Source organism: Luteolibacter arcticus (assembly GCF_025950235.1).
GTDB lineage: Bacteria > Verrucomicrobiota > Verrucomicrobiia > Verrucomicrobiales > Akkermansiaceae > Haloferula > Haloferula arctica.
Genome location: NZ_JAPDDT010000003.1, coordinates 246,888 through 266,802, shown reverse-complemented (window position 1 = coordinate 266,802; position 19,915 = coordinate 246,888). Strand labels below are relative to the sequence as shown.

At 62.9% G+C, this 19,915-nt stretch carries 16 protein-coding genes; 10 read left to right on the top strand and 6 right to left on the bottom strand.

Features of this window, described 5'->3' with window-relative positions; translation table 11 throughout:
• Positions 1–75: 75 nt before the first annotated feature.
• Positions 76–2,253, bottom strand: a complete 2,178-nt coding sequence (locus OKA05_RS09465) for a serine/threonine protein kinase (protein WP_264486887.1) — start codon at positions 2,251–2,253, stop codon at positions 76–78.
• Complete coding sequence (locus OKA05_RS09460; RefSeq protein ID WP_264486886.1) at positions 2,250–2,819, bottom strand: ECF-type sigma factor; 570 nt, start codon at positions 2,817–2,819, stop codon at positions 2,250–2,252. The genes OKA05_RS09465 and OKA05_RS09460 overlap by 4 nt, the downstream gene beginning before the upstream one ends.
• A 190-nt stretch (positions 2,820–3,009) precedes the next feature.
• On the opposite strand from OKA05_RS09460, the gene OKA05_RS09455 reads away from it, so the two are divergent.
• The gene (locus OKA05_RS09455; protein ID WP_264486885.1) at positions 3,010–3,765 is read left to right on the top strand and encodes a DUF4339 domain-containing protein; all 756 of its coding nucleotides are present in this window, start codon (positions 3,010–3,012) and stop codon (positions 3,763–3,765) included.
• A 1-nt stretch (position 3,766) separates the two neighbouring features.
• Here the strand turns inward: OKA05_RS09455 and OKA05_RS09450 are convergent, their stop codons facing one another.
• Positions 3,767–4,894, bottom strand: a complete 1,128-nt coding sequence (locus OKA05_RS09450; RefSeq protein ID WP_264486884.1) for a redoxin family protein — start codon at positions 4,892–4,894, stop codon at positions 3,767–3,769.
• Entirely contained in the window at positions 4,891–6,654 is a 1,764-nt protein-coding gene (locus OKA05_RS09445; RefSeq protein ID WP_264486883.1) for an ABC transporter ATP-binding protein, read from the bottom strand. The genes OKA05_RS09450 and OKA05_RS09445 overlap by 4 nt, the downstream gene beginning before the upstream one ends.
• Before the next feature lie 137 nt (positions 6,655–6,791).
• Here OKA05_RS09445 and OKA05_RS09440 point away from each other — a divergent pair, with 137 nt between their 5' ends.
• The 7 genes from OKA05_RS09440 (at position 6,792) to OKA05_RS09410 (ending at position 10,435) form a co-directional block, all read left to right on the top strand.
• A complete protein-coding gene (locus tag OKA05_RS09440; RefSeq protein ID WP_264486882.1) occupies positions 6,792–7,568 on the top strand; it encodes a hypothetical protein in 777 nt (258 codons plus the stop codon).
• Positions 7,569–7,607: 39 nt separating this feature from the next.
• The gene (locus tag OKA05_RS09435; protein ID WP_264486881.1) at positions 7,608–8,411 is read left to right on the top strand and encodes a hypothetical protein; all 804 of its coding nucleotides are present in this window, start codon (positions 7,608–7,610) and stop codon (positions 8,409–8,411) included.
• A 71-nt stretch (positions 8,412–8,482) separates the two neighbouring features.
• The gene (locus OKA05_RS09430; protein ID WP_264486880.1) at positions 8,483–8,662 is read left to right on the top strand and encodes a hypothetical protein; all 180 of its coding nucleotides are present in this window, start codon (positions 8,483–8,485) and stop codon (positions 8,660–8,662) included.
• A complete protein-coding gene (locus OKA05_RS09425) occupies positions 8,659–8,838 on the top strand; it encodes a hypothetical protein (protein WP_264486879.1) in 180 nt (59 codons plus the stop codon). Before OKA05_RS09430 ends, OKA05_RS09425 begins: the two co-directional genes overlap by 4 nt.
• Positions 8,835–9,032: a hypothetical protein gene (locus OKA05_RS09420; protein WP_264486878.1), complete on the top strand. Its 198-nt coding sequence runs from the start codon at positions 8,835–8,837 to the stop codon at positions 9,030–9,032. The genes OKA05_RS09425 and OKA05_RS09420 overlap by 4 nt, the downstream gene beginning before the upstream one ends.
• A 70-nt stretch (positions 9,033–9,102) precedes the next feature.
• Positions 9,103–9,519, top strand: a complete 417-nt coding sequence (locus OKA05_RS09415; RefSeq protein WP_264486877.1) for a SufE family protein — start codon at positions 9,103–9,105, stop codon at positions 9,517–9,519.
• 100 nt (positions 9,520–9,619) lie between these two features.
• A complete protein-coding gene (locus OKA05_RS09410; protein WP_343226959.1) occupies positions 9,620–10,435 on the top strand; it encodes a TerC family protein in 816 nt (271 codons plus the stop codon).
• A gap of 315 nt (positions 10,436–10,750) precedes the next feature.
• On the opposite strand, the gene OKA05_RS09405 is transcribed toward OKA05_RS09410, so the two are convergent.
• Complete coding sequence (locus OKA05_RS09405; RefSeq protein ID WP_264486875.1) at positions 10,751–11,185, bottom strand: hypothetical protein; 435 nt, start codon at positions 11,183–11,185, stop codon at positions 10,751–10,753.
• 26 nt (positions 11,186–11,211) lie between these two features.
• Positions 11,212–16,578 carry a choice-of-anchor D domain-containing protein gene (locus tag OKA05_RS09400; protein WP_264486874.1) on the bottom strand — a complete coding sequence of 1,789 codons (5,367 nt, stop codon included), beginning with the start codon at positions 16,576–16,578 and terminating at the stop codon, positions 11,212–11,214.
• Positions 16,579–16,884: 306 nt separating this feature from the next.
• Here OKA05_RS09400 and OKA05_RS09395 point away from each other — a divergent pair, with 306 nt between their 5' ends.
• Positions 16,885–17,796 (top strand): hypothetical protein, encoded by a 912-nt coding sequence (locus tag OKA05_RS09395; RefSeq protein ID WP_264486873.1) that lies wholly within the window; start codon positions 16,885–16,887, stop codon positions 17,794–17,796.
• On the top strand, positions 17,793–19,130 hold the full coding sequence (locus OKA05_RS09390) for a hypothetical protein (protein ID WP_264486872.1): 1,338 nt from the start codon (positions 17,793–17,795) through the stop codon (positions 19,128–19,130). The genes OKA05_RS09395 and OKA05_RS09390 overlap by 4 nt, the downstream gene beginning before the upstream one ends.
• Positions 19,131–19,915 lie beyond the last annotated feature (785 nt).

Below are 19,915 nucleotides of genomic sequence, written 5' to 3'. Positions count from 1 at the left end.
GGACATGGCCATTTATCCCAGCAGCCCGGGTCTCCGACCGTGGGTGCGGGCAGCCTTGGTTCCCGGGCGCGCGTGTCAGCCGCCCCGCTCGGCCGACATCTTCTCCGCCTCCCTGAGGAGGATCAGGACGGCCCATTGGTTGTACCAGAGCGTGCCGTCGGCGTTTAGGAGCTGCAGAGGTTCCTTCGTCCACAGATCCACCTTCCTCCGCATCTCCGTGAGCGGGATGTCGGATGCCGGGGCGCGTCGCTGCTGCATGTCGATCATCGCGAGGATGAGATGATTGGAAACTGCCCGATGATCGCTGGACGTGGATCTGGCCAGGCTGCTTCGCGCGAGTTCCGCGGCTTCTTCGAAGTGACCCTCACCCTGACGGTAAGCCATCAGTGCGAGGGAGAATTCCCGCCAGGCCACCATGTGCGGCCCCTTGCCGGTTGGCGGATCATCCAGGGAGCCTTCGAGGACCCTGGCCAGCGGGAGAATCTTTTCGAGGATGGCAGGGGAGGCCGGCTTCAGCAGGGTGGCCTTGACGACATGCTCCGCCACGACCGGGTTCGCCGTGTCGGCGAAGCGCTTGATCACGAGCAGGCGAAGCTCTTCGAATTGACCCGGCTCGCCCCACTCGCATACGGCGGTCATCACCGAGAGGAGATCGAAGGAGATATACTGGGAGTCGGTCATGTCCACGCTGGTGAGCACATGCCCGAGCAGATAGAAACGCTCGGCCGCCGCGTCCAGGCGTCCCTTGCCCAGATTCCAGTTCGCCACCCGCATCAAGGTGCCCACGGCTTCGAGCGAACGCGGCACCCGCTCGGCAGGCAGACCGTCCAACAGTCTGTCCGCTTCCTCATCGTCATTGTACTTCAGCCGCACCGCCGCCTGCGTCACCAGATCTCCGGCTTCCGCTTTCGCCCTGGCCTCCTCAGCCACCAGCCGCAGTCTCGCCTGCTCCTGGCGGGCGTCCCGCTCGCGCAGGAACAACCACGTGGACAGCGTGAGGCCACCTAACAGGCCGAACAGCGCGATGCCGGCCGCCGCGAAGGTGACCCGGTTCCTCCGGACCAGCTTGGCGAGCAAGTAGCGGCGGCTCGGTGGACGTGCCAGCACCGCCTCCTCATGCAGGTAGCGCTGCACGTCCATCGCCAGCCCGTTGGCCGTCTCGTAGCGGCGGTGCCGCTCGGTCTCGACCGCCTTCATCACGATCCAATCGAGATCTCCGGCGAGCATCGAGGGCAAGCGCTGTGGATCGACCCCGCGGTCACCGGCGATCCTGCCGATGTCGTCCTGAGGAATGTCCCTCAGGCGAACCGAGGGCACGCCGGTATCGCTTTCCCGCACGATGGTGCGGATCTCCTCGATGCCACGGTCCTTGAAATGATCATGGGTCAAGGGCGGCCTGCCCGTGAGCAACTCGCAGAGCAGGGCACCGAGACTGTAGATATCGGTGCGGGTGTCGATGTCCACACCGCCTTCCGCTTGCTCCGGACTCATGTAGGCGGGCGTGCCGATGATTTGCCCGGCCATCGTCACCGTCCCTTCCGCATCGAGTCCGCCCCCCGTAGCCTTGGCGATGCCGAAGTCGATCACCTTTGGCTCCGCCCGACCGTCATGCTCCCGAACGAGGACATTGGACGGCTTGATGTCGCGGTGGATCACGCCCTTCTGGTGCGCGTGCTGGATGGCCTCGCAGACGAGGGTGAACAATTCCAGGCGGGCACGGATGCCCAGGCGCTTGCGGTCGCAGTAGTCGGTGATCTTCTCACCATCCACCAGTTCCATCACGAAGTACGGTCGGCCCGAAGGCGTGGCCCCGCCGTCCAGCACCCGCGCGATATTCGGGTGATCCATCATGGCGAGCGCCTCGCGTTCCAGATTGAAGCGGGCGATCACGCTCTCGGTATCCATCCCGAGGCGGACGATCTTCAGCGCGACCTTCCGCTTCACCGGCTCGCGCTGTTCTGCCAGATAGACCACGCCGCAGCCGCCGGCACCGAGACGATCGATCAGGTGATAGGGGCCGATGCGCGCGTCGAGGCCGGCCTCGCCTTCACCGGTGAACTCGTTCATGGCCGGCGCCACCGGCTGGAGGTCGAAGAAGTCTTCGGCATCCTCCTGGATCTCTAACATCTCCTCGAGCCGCTTGAGCCGCGCTTCGTCGCCGTGGCAGGCGAACTGGAGGAAGGCGCGGCGCACCGCCGATTCGCGGAAGTTCGCCGCGGCGGTGAACAGCATCTCATTGATGGACGGGTTCATCGCGCAATCTCCTCGCGAATCATGTGGAAGAGCCGCGTCTTGGCATACGCCCAGCGGCGCTCGATGGTACGCTCCGTCACCCCGTCCATGGCTGCGATTTCGTGATTCGAGAGGCCGCCGAAGAATTTCAGCGAGATGACCCGCACGCACTCGGGTTCGTCCTGCTCGAGGCGGGTCATCATCTCATCGATCAGCAGGACCCGCTCGTCGGGCGTGGTGGCCGGGACGTCGAGCCCGTGGAGATCGATGTCGAGAAGCTCGAGGTTCTCTCCACGCTTCACTCGCGCCTTGGCCCGGGCCCGGTCCACCAGAATGTGGCGCATGGCCTGCGCTGCCGCGCGGAAAAAGTGGGCGCGCCCGCTCCACGAACGCCCTTCGTCCCCCGAAATTTTTAGCCATGCCTCGTGGACCAGTGCGGTGGCCTGCAAGGTTTCTCCCGGCGGCACGCTGGACATCCGCCGCTGGGCGAGGCTGCGGAGCTCATCATACACCAGCGGGAGGAGTTCTGCGGAAATGAGGCTGCTGCTACCACTTGCGGATTGCAGAATTCGGGTGAGTTCTTCCACGCCAGCAAATTAGGGCGCAGCCCGAAATTTGTCGATGAAGGATGGGGCGGGTGACGGAACCCGCCCTCGGCCATGGAACGAAGGTTCTTCCAAGAAAGCCTGTCCATCGCCGGGAAATGGCCAAGGCTTCCGGATGGGGGCGGCCTTGATGTTTGACCGTTCCGGAATTTTTAGATATTTAAAGGGGGCAATGATCGCCCAGCAGCAACAGTGGTTCTTTTCGACCGGTGGCGAACGATTCGGTCCGGTCGGCTTCGATTACCTTCTCGACTTGGCCAAGACGGGGAAGCTGGACCCTCGCAACGACATGGTCTGGACGACGTCACTGAGTGACTGGGAGCCTGCGGGTGAGGTCGAGGGCTTGTTCGAGCGCCGCGCGGTCAAGGGTGGGGATGGCTCGATGGACGGCAGCGGTGACTTTGCCAGCACGGGCAACTTCGAAGCGAAGGCGATCCCCAAGGCTCATTTCCCCGGCACCGGGCGGGTCGGCTACCTGATGGGAACAGTGGTGGTGCCGGTGGTTCTGATTGTGGCCTGGCAGTTTATCGCGCCGATCCTTCAGCCCTACGTGCCGGAAAACCTCCGGAACTATCTGCCACCGGTGATCCTCCCGTTGGCGGCATTGTTGGCGTTGGCGACGCTGGTGAAACGCTTCCGTAATGTGGGCATGAGCGGCTGGTGGGTTTTTGGCCTGATCGTGCCCGTGCTGAACTTGTGGCTCGGCTACCGCTTGCTGGCCTGTCCGGGAGGTTACGCGACCGGCCTGAAGCTGGACGGTGCCGGCAAGTTCGTCGCCGTTCTCTACTGGGGTACGCTAGTCGCCGGCATTGGCCTTGTGACCGCCGCCGGCGTGGGAGCATTCGGTGAGTTGAAGGAGTCCGGTTTCTTGCAGGACATCACCACCCAGTTCAACGAGCTGCGGAAGTCCGCCTTGCCCGAGCGCTGAATCAGCCCTCCTTCGGGACGACCTTTGCCGCGGGACGAGCGTTGGGCATGGCCTCGCGCAGCCAGCCGTTCATTTCCTCGTCGCTCGGCATCTCGCCTTTCTCGAGGGCTTCGGAGAACTTCTCGAATGGCGCGGTGGGGATGCCCGTCTTGCTGCCTTGGGGGGACTTGGTCCACTCCACGGCGCGCTTGGCGCTGGCCTTGGCGGCGTCCTTGTCACCGAGCTCCCATTGGAGCTTGGCGAGGGTCTGGAATTGCACGGCGTGGCCGCCCTTCTCCAGTTGCTTGGCCAAGCTGGTGGTCACGGCCTTGCGGAAGCTTTCCGGGGCGTCGGGAAGTTGCTTCAGCTTCTGCGCGGTGGTGGTCACGGCCATTCCTGCCATGGGATTGTCGGAAAGCTTGGCCAGCGCGGACTCGGCCGCCGTCCACTCGCCCTTGCCGATGAGGAGGTCGAGTTCGAGCAGCGGCAGCGAGCGGCTTTCAGGATCGAGCTTCTTGAGGTCGGCGAAGGCTGCTTCCATGGCCGGGACATCCTTTTTGGCGGCGGCCTGGCGGAATGCCTGGGTTGCCTTGCCGGATTCCTCCTGCTTGCGCTGCGCCTCCTTGATGCCGTCCAGTGCCTTGGTTTCCGCATCGCCGCCAGCGAGCAGGGCCTCGATGACCGCCTCGCTGAGTTGCATCGGGTGGGTGGTCAGCAGGACCTTGCCGTCCTTGACCACGAAGGCGTGGGGAATGCCGCGGACGCCGGCCGGCTTCAGCCATTCGGTTTCGAAGACGCCGCCCTTGCCGGTGTAGGCGACCGGGTAGGACATGCCGTCGCCCTTGGTCTTCACAAAATCGGCGACCTTGTCCTTGCCGTCTTCCCAGACATTGACGCCGATGACGCGCAGGCCCTTCTCCTGATACTTGTCGTAAAGCTCATCGACATGCGGGATCGCGGCGATGCAGGGACCGCACCAGGTGGCCCAGCATTCGAGGACGTAGACCTTGCCCGGCTCCCATGCGGTGGGGGCGGTCCCTTGAACCCATTCGAGCTTGCCGAGGGCTTCCGGGGTGACCTGATCGCCGGCCTTTTGGGCCAAGGCGGGCAGGGAGGCGGCGAGAAACAGGGAAGCGTAGGTGGTTTTCACGGCATGGAAACGACATCCGGTGCCGGATTTGCTTCTTGCTGGTGAAGAAAAGATTTCCGGCACAGCTCGGCGTACTTGCCGCCGCGCGCCCAGAGTTCGTCGTGGGTGCCTTCCTCGATCACGCGGCCCTTTTCGAGGACGTAGATCTTGTCGGCATTGCGGATGGTGGAGAGCCGGTGGGCGATGACGAAGGCGGTGCGGTTCTGCATCAGACGGTCGAGCGCGTTCTGGATCTGGCGCTCGGTCTCGCTGTCCACCGAGGCGGTCGCTTCATCCAGCAGCAGGATGGGGGCGTTCTTCAGCAGCGCCCGGGCGATGGAAAGCCGCTGCTTTTCCCCGCCGGAGAGCTTCACCCCGCGCTCGCCGACATTGGTGTCGAGCCCCTGCGGCAGCGCCTTCACGAATGCCGCGGCGTGGGCGGCCTCAAGAGCGGACCACATTTCGGTATCGGGCGCGTCGCGTTTCGCCAAGGCCATGTTCTCGCGGACGGTGCCATTGAAGAGGAAGGGTTCCTGGGTCACGTAGCCGAGTTGTTCGCGCAACGAGGCCTTCGAGAGGGTGGCGATGTCGACGCCATCGATGGTGACCGAGCCGCTGTCGCGCTCGTAGAAGCGGGTTAGGATGGACAGGACGGTGGACTTGCCCGCGCCCGTGGTGCCGACCAGCGCGATGGTCTGGCCGGGCCGGGCTTCGAGATCGACCTCGTGCAGGGTCGGCTGCTCACCGTAGGCGAAGGAGACATTCTCGAAGCGGACGTGAGCTTGGATTTTCTCCGGCAGTTCCGCGCCACCGGAGGCATTCGGCTCGTCTTCGGAATCGACGATTTCAAACACCCGGTCCGCTGCGGCGCGGCCCGAGAGGATCATCTGGTTCAGGCCATTGAGGCGGTCGATCGGCTCGTAGAAGAGCGACAGCGACAGGAAGAAGGCGGTGAAATCGCCGATCTTCAGCGAGCCGTCCATCACCGCCCGGCCGCCCACCGCGAGAACGAAGACGTAGCCGGTCATCCGGACGAACGACATCGTCGGCGAATAGATGGCCCACCATTTCATCATCCGCAGGGTGGCCTGGCGGAGCGCTTCGGAGTAGCGATTGAAGCGGTCGTGCTCGGCCTCCTCCGCGGCATAGGCCTTGATCTGGCGTATGCCGGAAATGTTGTCGTGGAGGATGGCATTGAGGTCGGAGGACGCGTCGCGCTGGTTCCGGTAGCGGTCCCGGCCCCGAGTGGAGTAGATCCACGCGCCCACGGCCAGCAGCGGCACCGGCAGGGTGGCCCACAACGCCACGTTGGCATTCAAGTAGAAGAGGAAAATCCCGACCCCGATGACCTGCAGCGCCGCCACCAGGCCTTGCTCGACGCCGTCGATCAGCACCCGCTCCATGTTCGTCACGTCCTCGACCACACGAGTCATCACGTCGCCAGTGCGGCGGGTGTCGAACCACCGCAGCGGCAGCCGCTGGATCTTGGAGTAGAGCTCGGAGCGGATGTCGTAGATGACCTTTTGTTCAAAGGTGTTGTTGATAAAGATCCGCAGGGCATTCAGCCCGTCCTTGATCAGGAAACCCACCAGCGCCACTCCGATCCAGATGCCGAATTCACCGTGGCGCGCCGGGTTCGGAATGATCGTGTCGATCACGTGCCGGGTGGCATTCGGGAAAACGAATACGGCCAGGGTCATCCCGACGGCGCAGAAAAGCTGAGCGGTGGCGAGCCCGGGGTAGTGACGGAGGTAAGAAAAGACGCGCAGGACGGAATTCATCGGTAGGCGGTTGATGCCCTGTGCATCCTTTGTAAATCCACGTGACACAATCGCGAAATTTGGTGTTGCGGGGTCCAAGCGTGCGTCCCTAGTTTGCGCCTTAGAACAAGACCCAACCAGTCACCTGTCAAAACCCCATGGCCAACGTATTTGCCATCCTAACTGCCATTGTCCTCGCTGCCGCCGCCTTCATCGCTTCTAAGAACCGATCAATGTATGAAGCGGAAATCGAGGCACGCAAGGGCGAGGAAACTCGCCTCGCCAAGTCCGTCGCCCGGTTCGATGACCTCTCGAAGCAGTACACCAGTACAGCTGCCGACCGGAAGTCCACCGACGAAACCAACGTCTCCCTGACTGAGCAGCAGGCCGCCCAGCAAAAGAAGAACAGCGGCCTAGAGAGCGCCCTTGCCGAGAAACAAACTCTGGCAGATTCCAACGCCAAGAAGATCTCGACGGCTGAGCAAGGTCTCGCGGAACTCGGTCCCATCGATGAGATGGTCGGCAAGATCAAGCAGACCAGTCAGGATCTGGCTCAGCTCAAAGACGATATCGCTTCCAACGAAGCCCGCCTCGCGGACCTTACCGGCGAGAAGGGTCGAACCGAAGGAGTCATCGCCAGCTATCGCACGAAGGACAGCAACTACTCCAACAAGCGCTCCTTCTTCTCCTCCACCCGCATCAGCTCGATCTTCCCGGCCTACGGTTTCGTGACCCTACCGGTGGGTAACAGCAGCGGCGTGGTTTCCGGATCCCCGCTCAACGTCGTCCGTGACGGTGCCGTGGTCGCCAAGCTCCGCGTCAGCTCCGTGGAAGCCAGCCGCGCCGCCGCCGAGATCGTGCCGGATTCGCTCGCCGAGGGAACCACCCTGATGGTGGGCGACCGCGTGGTCCCCGCCGGTGAAGCCGACAAGTAATACCAGCCCGGATTTCCAGCATTTGATCTTCAAACCCGCATGAAAGCCATTTTTTACGTTCTCGCGCTCCTCGTAACCATCGGGGCCGCTTACTTCTCCTACGATAGCCTCGGGAAGTTCAAGGCCCAGCAGGAGCAAAAGCTCGCCACGATCGACGCCAACAAGGCCAAGACCAAAGAGGGCGACGACAAGAATGACGAGCTCACGAAGGAGCTGGCCGCTTTGGACGAGGCGAACAAGAAGAAAGACGAACTCGAAGCCTCCATTGATACTCTCAAGAGCAAGGAGCGCACTCTCGTCTCGGACACGAAGAAGGTGGAAGCGACCTTGGAGGAGCAGAAGGTCAAGTTCGCCCAACTTGAGGAAATCCGCGCCAAGGCGATGGAGACCCTCAAGGGTGTGGATGTGAGTCTTGAGGATTTGCCTGCCGAAGTCGTCAAGATGGAGGAAGACAAGAAGGCCAAGACCAAGGCGCTCGCCGAAGTCCAAGCGCTGGTCGAAGCCGCCCAGAAGAATGTCGAGGCCAACCAGGCTGAAATCGCCCGCCTTGGCGATCGCGACGCCAGCCGCAATTCCCGCATGCGCCGGAACGCCATGGAATCGGTGGTGACCGCCGTGAATGAGGACTGGGGCTTCGTCATCATCGGTGCCGGCAGCAACACCGGCTTCACCCCGCAGACGAAGCTGCTGGTGAAGCGCGATGGCCGCCTGATCGCTGAAGTCCAGCCGTCCGCCATCGAGCCTTCCCAGACGATCGCCGAGATCGACCGCGAGACCGTCGCTGCCGGTGCTCGCATCCAACCGGGCGACCGCGTGATCCTCGCCAACCCGGCGACCAACTGATCGTTCGAGATTCCTGAATTTCCCAGCCTCCGCGTGCTTGCAAGCCGCGGAGGCTTTTTTATGTTCCGGGCATGCGCCTGATTCTTGCCGCTGCTGCCATTGCCGTGCTGTCGCCTTCCTGTGCTGACAAGGAGACCGAACGCAAGCCGGTGCCGCCGCCGTCTACCTCCAGCCAGATCCCGTGGAACAAGCCGCAGCCTGGCCAAGGTGGCGGTGCCTTCGGCGCGCTTCCCCAACAGCCTCGCCGATGAACCGTGCCCGTTTCGCGGCGATCTTGCTCGCCTGCGGGAGCCTGACCGCTTGTCCGGCGCCCGCCGACAAGCCGGTGGGGCCGGTGTCGGACAAGACCACGCGGCCATGGAATCCGCCTGTGCCCGGTCAAGGTGCCGGTGCCTTGGGTGTAATGCCGCAACAACCCCGCCGATGAAGCTTCCTGTGGTCATCCTGCTGCTGGTCGCCGCCTGCGGCCTGAGTTCCTGCTCCGCCTTCGGCTTCGGCTCACGCACGAAGCGGGCGGTGACGCCGCTTTCAGAGGGGATGATGCTGCCGGGAGGCGGTCCGGCCCTCGGCGGGAGCGCGCCGTCCCTTGACGGGAGCGGGATTGACCTGGGCACGCCGTGATCATTCCCCCCGACGTGAACGTGACTTTCCGCGTGCAATCCCCGGCCTCCGGCCTTTCCCTGTCGGCGCGATGAGCATCGCCGACAAACAGCAGGAGATCCTTGGGGAGCTGTCCTTTTTCCCGGACTGGCAGGAGCGCTACGAGTACGTTATCGGACTCGGCCGCAAGCTTTCGGCCATGCCGGAGGAGATGAAGACCGGTGACAAGCTGATCAAGGGCTGCCAGTCGCAGGTCTGGCTCGATGCCCGGATCTCCGACGGCAAGGTCCATTACCTCGCCGACTCCGACTCGGTTATCACCAAGGGGATGATCGCGCTCTTCGTGCGCGTGCTCGATGGCGAAACGCCGGACGCGATTTTGTCCACGGACCTTTCCTTCATTGATAAGACCGGCCTGAAGGAGCACCTGGCCCCGACCCGGGCGAACGCGCTGAACCTGATGGCCACCCAGATGAAGCAGCGCGCGCTGGAATTCAGTGTTCCCTGAGCTTGCAGCCGCTTGGGGAGCGGTTTATCTCCCGCTCGTGATTGTCGATTGCCTTTCTTCCATGGGTGCCGGGCTCTCCCTGCTGGCGGCGAATGTGGCGATGCCGGAGATTTCCGGCCCTTGGTATTCTAGCCCGGATGCTTGGGCAGCCCTGCTCACGCTGACGCTGCTAGAGATCGTTCTCGGCATCGACAACATCGTGTTCATCTCGATCCTGGTCGATCGCCTGCCAGAGGAGCACCGCAAGAAGGCCCGCCTGATCGGCCTCGGCCTCGCGATGGTAATGCGCCTGCTGCTGCTCTTCACCCTCAAGTGGATCATGGGATTGGTCGCGCCTCTTTTCTTCATCCCGATTCACCCGGCCCTCCATCAGGCGATGTACAGCGAGGAGGTCGTCAGGGCGCTCGCCGCGTCCGGCGGTAAGCTCGGGATTTCCGTGAAGGATCTCATCCTTCTTGGCGGGGGCTTCTTCCTGATCTGGAAATCGACCAAGGAGATTCACCACAAGCTCGAAGGGCAGGAGGAAGGTCATGCCACCAAAGCCGTGGCCACCTTCGGGGCGATCTTGGTGCAGATCGCGATGATCGATATCATCTTCTCGCTCGACTCGGTCATCACCGCGGTGGGCATGGCGAAAGATCTGACAGTCATGGCCCTGGCGGTCATCATCTCGGTCCTCGTGATGATGGTGTCATCCGGTGCAATCAGCTCCTACGTGTCGAAGCATCCGTCGGTGAAGATGCTGGCGCTTTCCTTCCTGATCCTCATCGGCACCGCGCTGATGGCGGAGGGCCTGCACTTCCACATCCCGAAGGGCTACATCTACTTCGCCATGGCCTTCTCGCTGGGCGTGGAGATGCTGAACCTGAAGCTGCGGTCGAAGGGCTCGGTGGCGCAGCAGATCGTGGAGCAGTGACGAGGGAGGCGGGATGGATGACATCGCTCGCGGGTGCGGGCGATGGATTCCGGCGAGCGCGTTTTGATGCAACCGCGAAAGAACGCGAAAAGGCGCGAAATTTGAAAGGCAGGGAGGGATTCCCGGGCTGACGATTTTCGCGAGTTTCGGGTGGTTTTGCGGTTTGAGGGGAAGTTGGAGGGTTCCCGGGGGAATTACGGTGTGTCTCGTACTTCGAGCCTTGTGGCGCCCCATAAGGATCGTGGACGTTCCGTCCACACCGTTTCGACGGAACGTCGACACTCCTTATCGCGCCCCTTTGGCGGCGGTGGAGCGCTATTCGAACCCGGGGTGGGGGAGTTTCTGGTTGCGGGACCAGCGCTTCTTCCATTCCTTGCAGAGGCGTTCGAAGTTCTCCGTGTCTTCGAACATCGGCTCGACGGTGAAGTGCGAGCAAAGGAGGTCGACGTCGCCCCAATCGAGATAGTCGAGGCAGCCGGTCTTCGCGTGCTTGGTTTGGAGGATGCGGTCGAAGAACCAATCGGCGAGCCAGCCTTTCAATCGGTCGTCGGCGGTGTTGCGGATCGACCATCGAACGAAGGGGTAGATGCGGTTCAAGAGGGCGGTGTCACCGGTGCGGTGTGCCTCTTCCGCGAGATAGGCGAGGTTTTCCAGCGAGTCGGAGGCCGCCGGTGATGCGGTGGACAAGGCCAAGGGTTCCAGCTCAGGAAAGAATTTCGTGGCGAGTTCCTGCCAATGGGCGGCGTCCATGGAGGGAGTAGACAGGGACAAGGGGCTCAGGGGAACTCGACCTTCACCGTCACGAACCTGCGCGGGGCGGTGGTGAGGTTGACCGGTTCGCTGACGATCACGCGCTCCCAGGTGGCGTTGATGGAGGTCACCTGCGGGACGGCGGTGGTGGGCTGGAACAAGGCGAGCGCCAAGGTGTCCGAGACCTGCGGGGTGTAGATGAGGCCGCTGCCTTTCCGGCGGAGGTATTCGATGCGGATCGTGCCATCGGGACCGGTGCCGATCAGTTGGATGGCCGGGAGACCGGAGGTGCCGGTGGCGGGCACCAGTGTCCGCGGAACGACGGAGGGTAACGAGGGGTCGATGTTGAAGGCATACTTCAGCAGGTTGCTGATGCCGTCGTGACGCGGCTCGGCGGTGGCCAAGGCATCGTTCCCGGTGAGGCCTGCCTGGGTCATGGCGGTGGCGAAGGCATCGGCGGCGGTGATGCCCGTGCCAGTGAGGGTCAGGTCGAAGGGGCCTTCGTTGGGGTCGTTGTTAGGCAGGGAGAGCGTGGCGGTCTTGGCACCGGAGGAGCCGGGCGAGAAGCGCACGGTGAACTGCGTGGTGCCCCCGGATGCGCTCACGCTGGTGGCTGCCGGGTGGGCGATGACGGCGAATGACGAGGCATCGGTGCCCGCGATGGCGACCGTCGGCGAGCCGGTGAGCTGGAGCGCGGAGCTTCCCGGGTTCCGGATGAAGAAAACGAGGTCTTTCGCTTGCCCGGCCACCGCGGATCCGAAGTTGAAATTGCCCCCGTCGGCGAGATCGATGCCGTTTTGGTCGATGGCGATTTCGGCGCCCAGGGAGAGGAACTCGACCTGGTCGACCCAGCCCTTGTCGGAGCCGTTGTTTGCGCTGCGATCCTTATAGTAGCGCCAGCGGACGGTGTTGTTTCCGTCACCCAGGACGATGGTCTTCTTCACCCACGCCTTTTCGCCGGAGATCTTATCGAGTTCGCCGCCGTTCACGAGGATGGACAGGTAATCGTAGTTTTCTTCCGACGATACCTTCCACCAGAAGGACAGCGTGCCGGGGCCGTCGAAGGTGGCCTCCATCCAGGATTCCTGAAGGTGCGGGATGGTCCCGCTGACGGCGGCGTCCTGGCCATCGTGATGGACCGCCGTTTGTTCCGTCCACGGAGTGGTGCCGCCGGTGGTCCATGTGGCTGCCGTGTAGTCGAGTGCATTTCCGAGGGAGACGAAGGGAGTGCCGGTGCCGGTGAGGATGATGTCGAATGGATTCTCATCCGGATCATTGTTCTGGATGGAGAGCGTGGCGGTCTTGGCACCGGTGGAGCCGGGGGTAAACCGTACGGTGAACGGAGTGCTGCCGCCAAGACCACTCACGCTGGTGGACGCCGGTGGTGCGACGACGGTGAACGACGAGGCATCGGTGCCCGTGATGGAGACGACCGGTGTGCCGGTGAGCAGGAGTGCGGAGCTACCGGAATTCCGGATGGTGAAATCGACGTTTCTCCCTTGTCCGGTCATCATCGGTCCGAAGTCGAAAGCTCCCCCGTCGGCGAGATTCGCACCTGCCTGGTCCACCGCCATTTCGGCAGCCTGCGGGACGAGCTCCACCTGATCCACCCAGCCCTTGTCAGAGCCCGCGCTGGAGGTTGCATCCTTGTAGTAACGCCAGCGGATCGTGTTGTTTCCTGCACCCAGGACGATGGTCTTCTTCTCCCACGCCTTTTCGCCGGAGATCTTCTCGAGTTCGCTGCCATTCACGAGGACGGACAGGTAATCATAGTTTTCTTCCGACGAAACCTTCCACCAGAAGGACAGTGTGCCGGGCTCCGTGAAGGTGGCCTGCATCCACGACTCCTGGCCGTGCGAGATGGTCCCGCTGGCGGCGGCGTCCTGGCCATCGTGATGGATGGAGGTCTGTCCTGCCCACGAGGCATCGCCGCCGGTGGTCCATGTCACTGCCGTGTAATCGAGTGCATCTCCCGTGAGGACGGCGCCGGTGCCAGTGAGGGGGATGTCGTAGGGCCCTTCGTTGGCGTCATTGTTAGGGATGCTGAGGGCCGCGCTCTTGGGTCCCGAGCTGGTAGGGGTGAACCGCACGGTGAAGGTCGTGCTGCCACCGGGGACGACCGGGGAGGCGGGCATGGAGGTGACCACGAATTGAGCGGCATTCGTGCCGGTGACCGCGACGCGCGGAGATCCGCTCAGGACGAGGTCCGCGTTGCCGGAATTCCGGATGGTGAAGGTGATGTCGCTGCTACCGCCCAGGGAGACGAGTCCGAAGCCGGCGCTGCCGCCATCAGCCACGTTGGCACCATCCTTTTCCACGGCGATCTCCGGTGCGGGAGCGACGACGGTGCCTGTCAGGCTGATGTCATAGGGGCTTTCGTTCGGATCCGAGCTGGTGATGCGGAGGGTGGCGGGTTTCGAGCCGGCCGTGGTGCTGGTGAACTTGACGGTGAAATAAGCGACATTCCGCGCGGGGACGGAGGAGGGCAGGGAGAGGATGGTGTAGGCAGCGGCACCCGTGCCCGAGAGGCTGCCGGAGATGCTGGTAAGAGGGAGGCCGCCACGATTGACGAGGGCGAAGGTGAGCGTGGACTCCTGACCCGTGACGAGCGTGCCGAAGGCGACCGTGCCGGTGCCCGGCGATCGTGGGGTGCCCGGCGGCTGTTCGATATCGGCGTCCGACTGCACCGCGCCGGGCGGGCCGAAGCCATCCGCGAGCGAGCCGACGATCACCGCGTTTGCCGAGGAGGTGTAGTCCTTCGTGATGGGGATGATGAAATTACCCTGGGGTGCATCGATGATGGCCTCTCGCAGATTCATGCCCTGGGCGGCAGAGGTGACGCAGTTGCCAATGTTTAGCGAGCCGGTCAGGCCGGTGCTGCCATCGCCCCATGCCACGCGCTTCCATCGTTCCGCCGCCGTAGGAGCCGACAGGCTGTTGCGCACGAGATAGTTTCCCCCTGGAAGCGCGAGGAGCCCCGGGGTGGAGGGCGTGTAGGCGTCATTGGAAACCTCCAATCCCAGCCCCTCGTTGACGGTGGTACCCACCAGCGAGTTCAGCGCGGAGACGGCCCCGGTCGCCCCAGTGGTGCCATTTCCCCAGGTGACGGCCCCGGCATCCGTGATCGCGCCATTGTCCCAGGCGAAACTGCGAACGACGTAGTTTCCGTTAGCCAGGGTGATGTGGCCGTAGCCGGTCCCGCCGACGCGGTCGCCGGTGGTGGAGCCCACGAGTGAATTCGCGGAGGAAATGACGCCGGACTTGCCGGTTGCCTGGGAGCACCAGGTGACGGCACCGACGTTCGTGACCGCACCGGCATCCCACTCCGGCGTGAAGACGAGGTAGTTCCCGTTGGAGAGGATGCTGATCTCTTGCTGGCCGACCCGATCATCCGCTGTGGATCCCATGAGCGAATTCGCCGGAGAAAGGACGGCCGAGGTGGGTCCGCTTCCCGAACACCAGGTGACCGCACCGGCATTGATGACAGCGCCATTGCGGCAGAAGGAAGTCCTGATCACGTAGTTTCCTCCCGGCAAGGCGACGACGCCATCGTAGCCAATCATGTCGTTGTGCTGGCTTCCTGTCATGGAATTCGCCGGCGTCACGGGGCCGGTAGTGCCGGTAGAGCCGTTTCCCCAGGTGACGGCACCCAGATACTCAGGTCCGGGAAAGATGCCGTCGTCCCAAGACGGGCTGATCACCACATAGTTTCCATTGGCGAGCGCGACCGCTCCTTGGCTTCCGACAAAATCCGCTCCTCCTCGTCCCACAAGGGAATTGGCAGAGGAGACGAGGCCGGTCGTCCCGGTCATGCCATTGCACCAGGTGGCCGCACCCTCGCCACCGGGACCCCACAGGCCGCTGCACACGACGTAGTTGCCATTGGTCAGGGCGACGACGCCATCTGTGCCCACCCAATAGGTTTCCACTTCGCCGGTCAGGGAGTTCGCCGTGGAAACCGCCCCGACCAGGCCGGTGGTGCCATTTGCCCAAGTGACCGCGCCGGATTTCGCCTTCCAATAGCGGCTGCACACCACGTAGTTGCCATTGCTCAGGACGGTCACCCCCTTGTTCTCCGGCCCGTCGTGGCCGACCTTGTCCTCATGAAGCGTGCCCACGAGGGAATTGGCGGCGGAGACGACACCCTTGACGCCGCTGGAGCCACTGCCCCAGGTCACCGCCCCCGCGTCGACCACGGCGCCATTGTTCCAATCGGGCGATTGGACCAAGTAGTCGCCACTGGGGAGCTCGATGAGGGGCTTCTCTGCAATGCCATCATAGGCGGCGGTGCCTACGAGGGAATTCGCAGCGGAGACCATGCCGGTCACGCCGCTGGTATTGCTGCCCCAGGTGACGGCGCCGGTGTGTACTGCACCGCCGCTGCCGTGCCACCACATGCTTGGGACGAGGTAGTTGCCGTTCGCGAGAATGTGAGGGTCTTGATAACCGACGAAATCGTCGGCCGTTGAGCCAATGAGGGAATTCGACGCGGAGATGGTTCCCGTGATGCCGGACGTCCCGCTTGCCCAGGTGACCGCTCCGGCATTGGTGGCGGAGCCGTTGTCCCAGTTGGCACTCCTGATCAGGTAGCTTCCGTTCGGGAGGGGGGTGATTTCCTCGCCGACCTGGTCCCCGCTGTTGGATCCCACCAGCGAGTTCGCGGCCGACACGGTGCCGATCAACCCGGTGGTGCCATCCACCCAGGTGGACGCCCCCCTGTCGCCTTGCAAGCGGCTGTAAACCACGAAATTCCCGTTGGTGAGCGGGGTGATCTCAAGACCAACCTGGTGGAGGAGGTCTGAGCCGGTCAGCGAGTTCGACGTGGAGATCACTCCTTTCACGCCGATGGTGCCGTTTCCCCAAGTGACGGAGCCGGCGGCACCCAGGCTTCCGTTCTTCCATTCGTCATTGGTCACCACATAGTTGCCATTGGTGAGGGGGAAGACCTCCAGGTCGACGGCGTATGGGACGGAATTGAGCAGGGAGTTGGCGGCGGAGACGACGCCACTGACACCGAGGGTGCCACTGCCCCAGGTGGCCGCAGCCCGATAACCATCGAAAGCCGGGCTGATCACCACGAAGTTTCCGTTGGTGAGCGCTTTGACCCCACCGCTGCCGATTTGATCATAGTCGGCCGCGCCGCGGAGTGTGCTGATCAGCGCGCCGGTGGCTCCATTGAAGAGATAGACTGCGCCCCTGGCTTCGCCGCCGAGATCGACGGTCGGATCCGTGATGACGACATTCCCCGTGCTGAGGAGGGTGACGGATTGACCGAAGGAGCCGTTGCTGACGTTTGAGTTCGGATTGACGAACTTGGAAAACGCCGGGCCGCCGAAAGCCGGGCAGAGGGCAAGAAGGAGGGTGGCGAGGAGGGGGATGAGCGGGGATGTCATCGGATTCTGGGAGGGATAGGAGGAAGATGAGTATTCTTCCGGGGGATGTCTCACTTTTTTTCGGACAGATGACGGAGTGAGTTGCTGCGGATTTCCGGATTGTTCGCTGGTTGGCTTCGGGCAGGCTTAGGCAGCCGGAGGGCGCTTCACGGCGACAAGTCGCCTGCATGAAAGCGGCGACGAGTCACCGCAGTCCAAGGGCGCGGGCCAGAAGCGACCTTTGCAAAGCGGTTCGGGTGAATATTCTTGTGGGATTCGGAGTCTTTAAGGTTCCGACATCTTTTGGACCGGCTGGTTCGCTCTCCTATGTACTCCCCTCGAAAGCCAGATGCTGTTAGCCACGCTTGGTTCGTGGCGGCCATGGTTTTGGCTGCTGGTGCGGGTGCGGGGTATTGGTGGGGCTCGGTGAGGGATGACGCGGCGGTGGCGGATGCGGAACGGGGTGTTAGCACTGCAACGAAGGTCAGGGAGAGGCCACCGGAGGCGAGGGCGGCGGGGTCGGCTACAGCGCGCGGGTTCGTTCAGTCGGTCATCGATGGATCGCTCGATGTACGGGAGCATTGGCGGCATATTCGGTCGTTCACCGAGGAAGAGGTGAAGGCCGCGGTCGGGGATCTGGAGGCGCGGCCGCGACCGAACATGCAGTCGGGGGATTTGGCGGAGATGCTTTTCTATCGCTGGGGGGAGCTTGATCCGGTGGCGGCGAATGCGGCGGCGAAGGCGAGGGATCCGAAGGGGTTTTCGTGGCGACGGCAGGCGGTTATCGCGGCGTGGATCAAGCAGGGTGGCGGAGTGGCGGCTTGGAAGGCGGTGAGCAGGGACGGGGGAATCTGGAACTGCACCCAGACCGTGCAGGGAGAAGTTGCTGAGATGCTGGTCGCCAGTCTTTCGGATCGGGACGACAAGACTGCCTTCAAGGAGGTGCTGCGGCTGGATGATGAGAACTGCGAGGTGGCGGAGCTGCTGTGCAGAGCCCGTGCGGGCAAGGCCGCCGGTTCACCTGAGTCGCGGGCCGCGTTTCTAGCTGCCGCGGATCTCCATCCCCGGGCCTACGTGAGATACTATTGCGCCCGCAATACGCTGGCTGAGGAGTGGGCGAAAGTGGATGCCGAAGCGGCCGAGGCGGCTTCCTTGATCTGGGAGAAGGAGGGGAAAGCGGCGCAAGAGGAAGAGGATGCGCGGGAGGAGGCGGAGGAGGCTACCGGGGACGAACGATGAAGCGCAGGGCCATGTTGCAAGGGCTGATGGTTGCCGGGATCGCGGTGGCGTTCGCTGCGGGTCACAAAGTGGCGAGAAGGTCCGCCGGCGCGCGGGATCGCGACGGCGGTTCGCCGAGTCACCCCACAGCAGGATTTGAGGCGGGCTTCAGAGGTAGCCTGACGCGGGATGTCGCGGGTGCCCGCTCGTGGCAGGAAGCGAAAGAGAAAGTGAGGGAGCGCTGGGAGGCATCTCCGGCACCGAGGGTGGACTATGAGCTGCGCGACGACACCCTGAGGTTGCTGGAGAAAGCTCCGGTTGCGGATCTCGAGGCGTGGCTGAGGGAGCTGAAGTCGCTCGATCAGACAGACTACGACAGGGATGTGCCGCTGCTGTTGCGCCAGATGGTGCTGAAGATACTAGCCCGGCGCAGCGGGAGTTCTTTGATTCGTTCATTGGTCGGAAATCCGACGGAAGAAGGCGAGGGTGACGTGGACGACGCCATGGATCATTGGTTGGAACATGATCCCGTCGCAGCGTTGGATTGGTTGGATGGCGAAGTTCCGGAAGTGATCGCGGAATACCTCGACTCCTACCGGGAGAAAGCACTGGTAGCGCTTGCGGAGAGCGATCCCGCCGAATTCGAACGGCGTCTCGCCAAGGTGGATGCCGAGATTCGGGAAAATGTGTTAGAAAGCTACGCCCGACGTGAAGGCGTTCCGGAGGGTCGCGCTGACCTGCTCGCCCGGGCGGCGGATTCACCTCATGGAGAGGCGATGGCCCTGTGGAAGGGGTTGCTCAGGCGAGAGGGTGATGACGATCCGATGCGCGCTTATTCAACATTGTCAGAGCTGAAGGTTTCCCCGGACGACCGCGCCGCGCTGGATCAGGCACTCGTATCCTGGCTTCTGATTACCACAGGACAAAGGGACGGCGGTGAGGTCATGCAGGCGTGGGTGGAGCGGAATCCAGGCGATCAGGTTCCCGAGGGAATGCTCGAGTCATTTGATGATTGGAGCGAATTTTATTCGGATGATGCTCAAGCTTGGGTCGCTGAACAGCCGGCAGGTCCTCGCTTTGATGTCTTCGCGGGGGTGCTCATCGAGCGAGGACTTGGCATTCATGAGTCAGCCGATGGCATGATCGCGCGCCTCAGTGATACGACGCTCCGTGCTGCGATGCTGCGTCGCTTGAAGGAGTCGTGGGAGAAGAAGGATGCGGCTGCTGCGGCGGAGTGGGAGAGGGGATTGCCGGAGGAGGAGCGGGAGAGGTTGAAGGAGGCGGAGGTCAAGAGGGTCTCGCCCTCTGACAAGCCCGCGCCCAAGAGTGATTTCACCGAGCGAGAGTTGGAGTGAATATGAGGAGACCAAGAACAGTCATTCTGATCTTCGGGCTATTGTTGGCGCTGGCATTCTCGACCCGTTTTCCCAAATGGGATGGCAACCGAGAGACCCCTCGAGATGTTGTGAGGAACTTTGTGACCTCGGTTCAAGCTGGGGATTTTGACAAAGCCCGCGGGTGCTGGAGCACCGGCTCCGTGGCGAACATCGAACGATACTTTGAGATGTCGTTCAGGGATTTTTGTCAGGCTCGATTCGATTGTCGTGAGTTCCGTGTTGGATCAGCACTGAAGCAGAAGGGAGAATACTGGACGGTCGATTATCTTCCCAATTGTAGTTCTTCCGAGGGTTGTGAATTCTATGTCGCGCCCATCGATGGAGTGTATCAGCTGACTTATCATGTATGGGAGCCGCCGAAGTCGGGTGAGTCGGAATCGGAATCGAAGGCCCCTGAAGATTGAATGGTTACGGGTCACGGGCTTATGCGTGAAGGTCTCGGAGCCGTGCGCGGATTGAGACTGTTAGACTAGACGCATGAGGCGTCACGTTGTGACGCGGTGCTCGAGGTGCATTTACCCGGCACTGCGTGCCGGGCTTTTATGAGTCGTCCCGTTGGGACGAAGAGGGGGCCGTGATGTTGGGGTGCGGCGCGAGGACGGACCGGCGGCGGCGGGAAGCTGCATCGAGAGGCTTGTATTCGCCAGCACAAGGATGCGGCTGATGCCGCTGAAGTGCGACTCATCCTCCTTCGCCAAGGCTACGGAGGACAGGTAGACGCGCCGCTACATGCGAGGTGCGCA

Coding starts and splice junctions, on each gene's coding strand:
- OKA05_RS09465 (WP_264486887.1), bottom strand. CDS start 2,253: ATGAACCCGTCCATCAATGAGATGCTGTTCACCGCCGCGGCGAACTTC.
- OKA05_RS09455 (WP_264486885.1), top strand. CDS start 3,010: ATGATCGCCCAGCAGCAACAGTGGTTCTTTTCGACCGGTGGCGAACGA.
- OKA05_RS09445 (WP_264486883.1), bottom strand. CDS start 6,654: ATGAATTCCGTCCTGCGCGTCTTTTCTTACCTCCGTCACTACCCCGGG.
- OKA05_RS09440 (WP_264486882.1), top strand. CDS start 6,792: ATGGCCAACGTATTTGCCATCCTAACTGCCATTGTCCTCGCTGCCGCC.
- OKA05_RS09435 (WP_264486881.1), top strand. CDS start 7,608: ATGAAAGCCATTTTTTACGTTCTCGCGCTCCTCGTAACCATCGGGGCC.
- OKA05_RS09430 (WP_264486880.1), top strand. CDS start 8,483: ATGCGCCTGATTCTTGCCGCTGCTGCCATTGCCGTGCTGTCGCCTTCC.
- OKA05_RS09425 (WP_264486879.1), top strand. CDS start 8,659: ATGAACCGTGCCCGTTTCGCGGCGATCTTGCTCGCCTGCGGGAGCCTG.
- OKA05_RS09420 (WP_264486878.1), top strand. CDS start 8,835: ATGAAGCTTCCTGTGGTCATCCTGCTGCTGGTCGCCGCCTGCGGCCTG.
- OKA05_RS09415 (WP_264486877.1), top strand. CDS start 9,103: ATGAGCATCGCCGACAAACAGCAGGAGATCCTTGGGGAGCTGTCCTTT.
- OKA05_RS09410 (WP_343226959.1), top strand. CDS start 9,620: ATGCCGGAGATTTCCGGCCCTTGGTATTCTAGCCCGGATGCTTGGGCA.
- OKA05_RS09405 (WP_264486875.1), bottom strand. CDS start 11,185: ATGGACGCCGCCCATTGGCAGGAACTCGCCACGAAATTCTTTCCTGAG.
- OKA05_RS09400 (WP_264486874.1), bottom strand. CDS start 16,578: ATGACATCCCCGCTCATCCCCCTCCTCGCCACCCTCCTTCTTGCCCTC.
- OKA05_RS09395 (WP_264486873.1), top strand. CDS start 16,885: ATGTACTCCCCTCGAAAGCCAGATGCTGTTAGCCACGCTTGGTTCGTG.
- OKA05_RS09390 (WP_264486872.1), top strand. CDS start 17,793: ATGAAGCGCAGGGCCATGTTGCAAGGGCTGATGGTTGCCGGGATCGCG.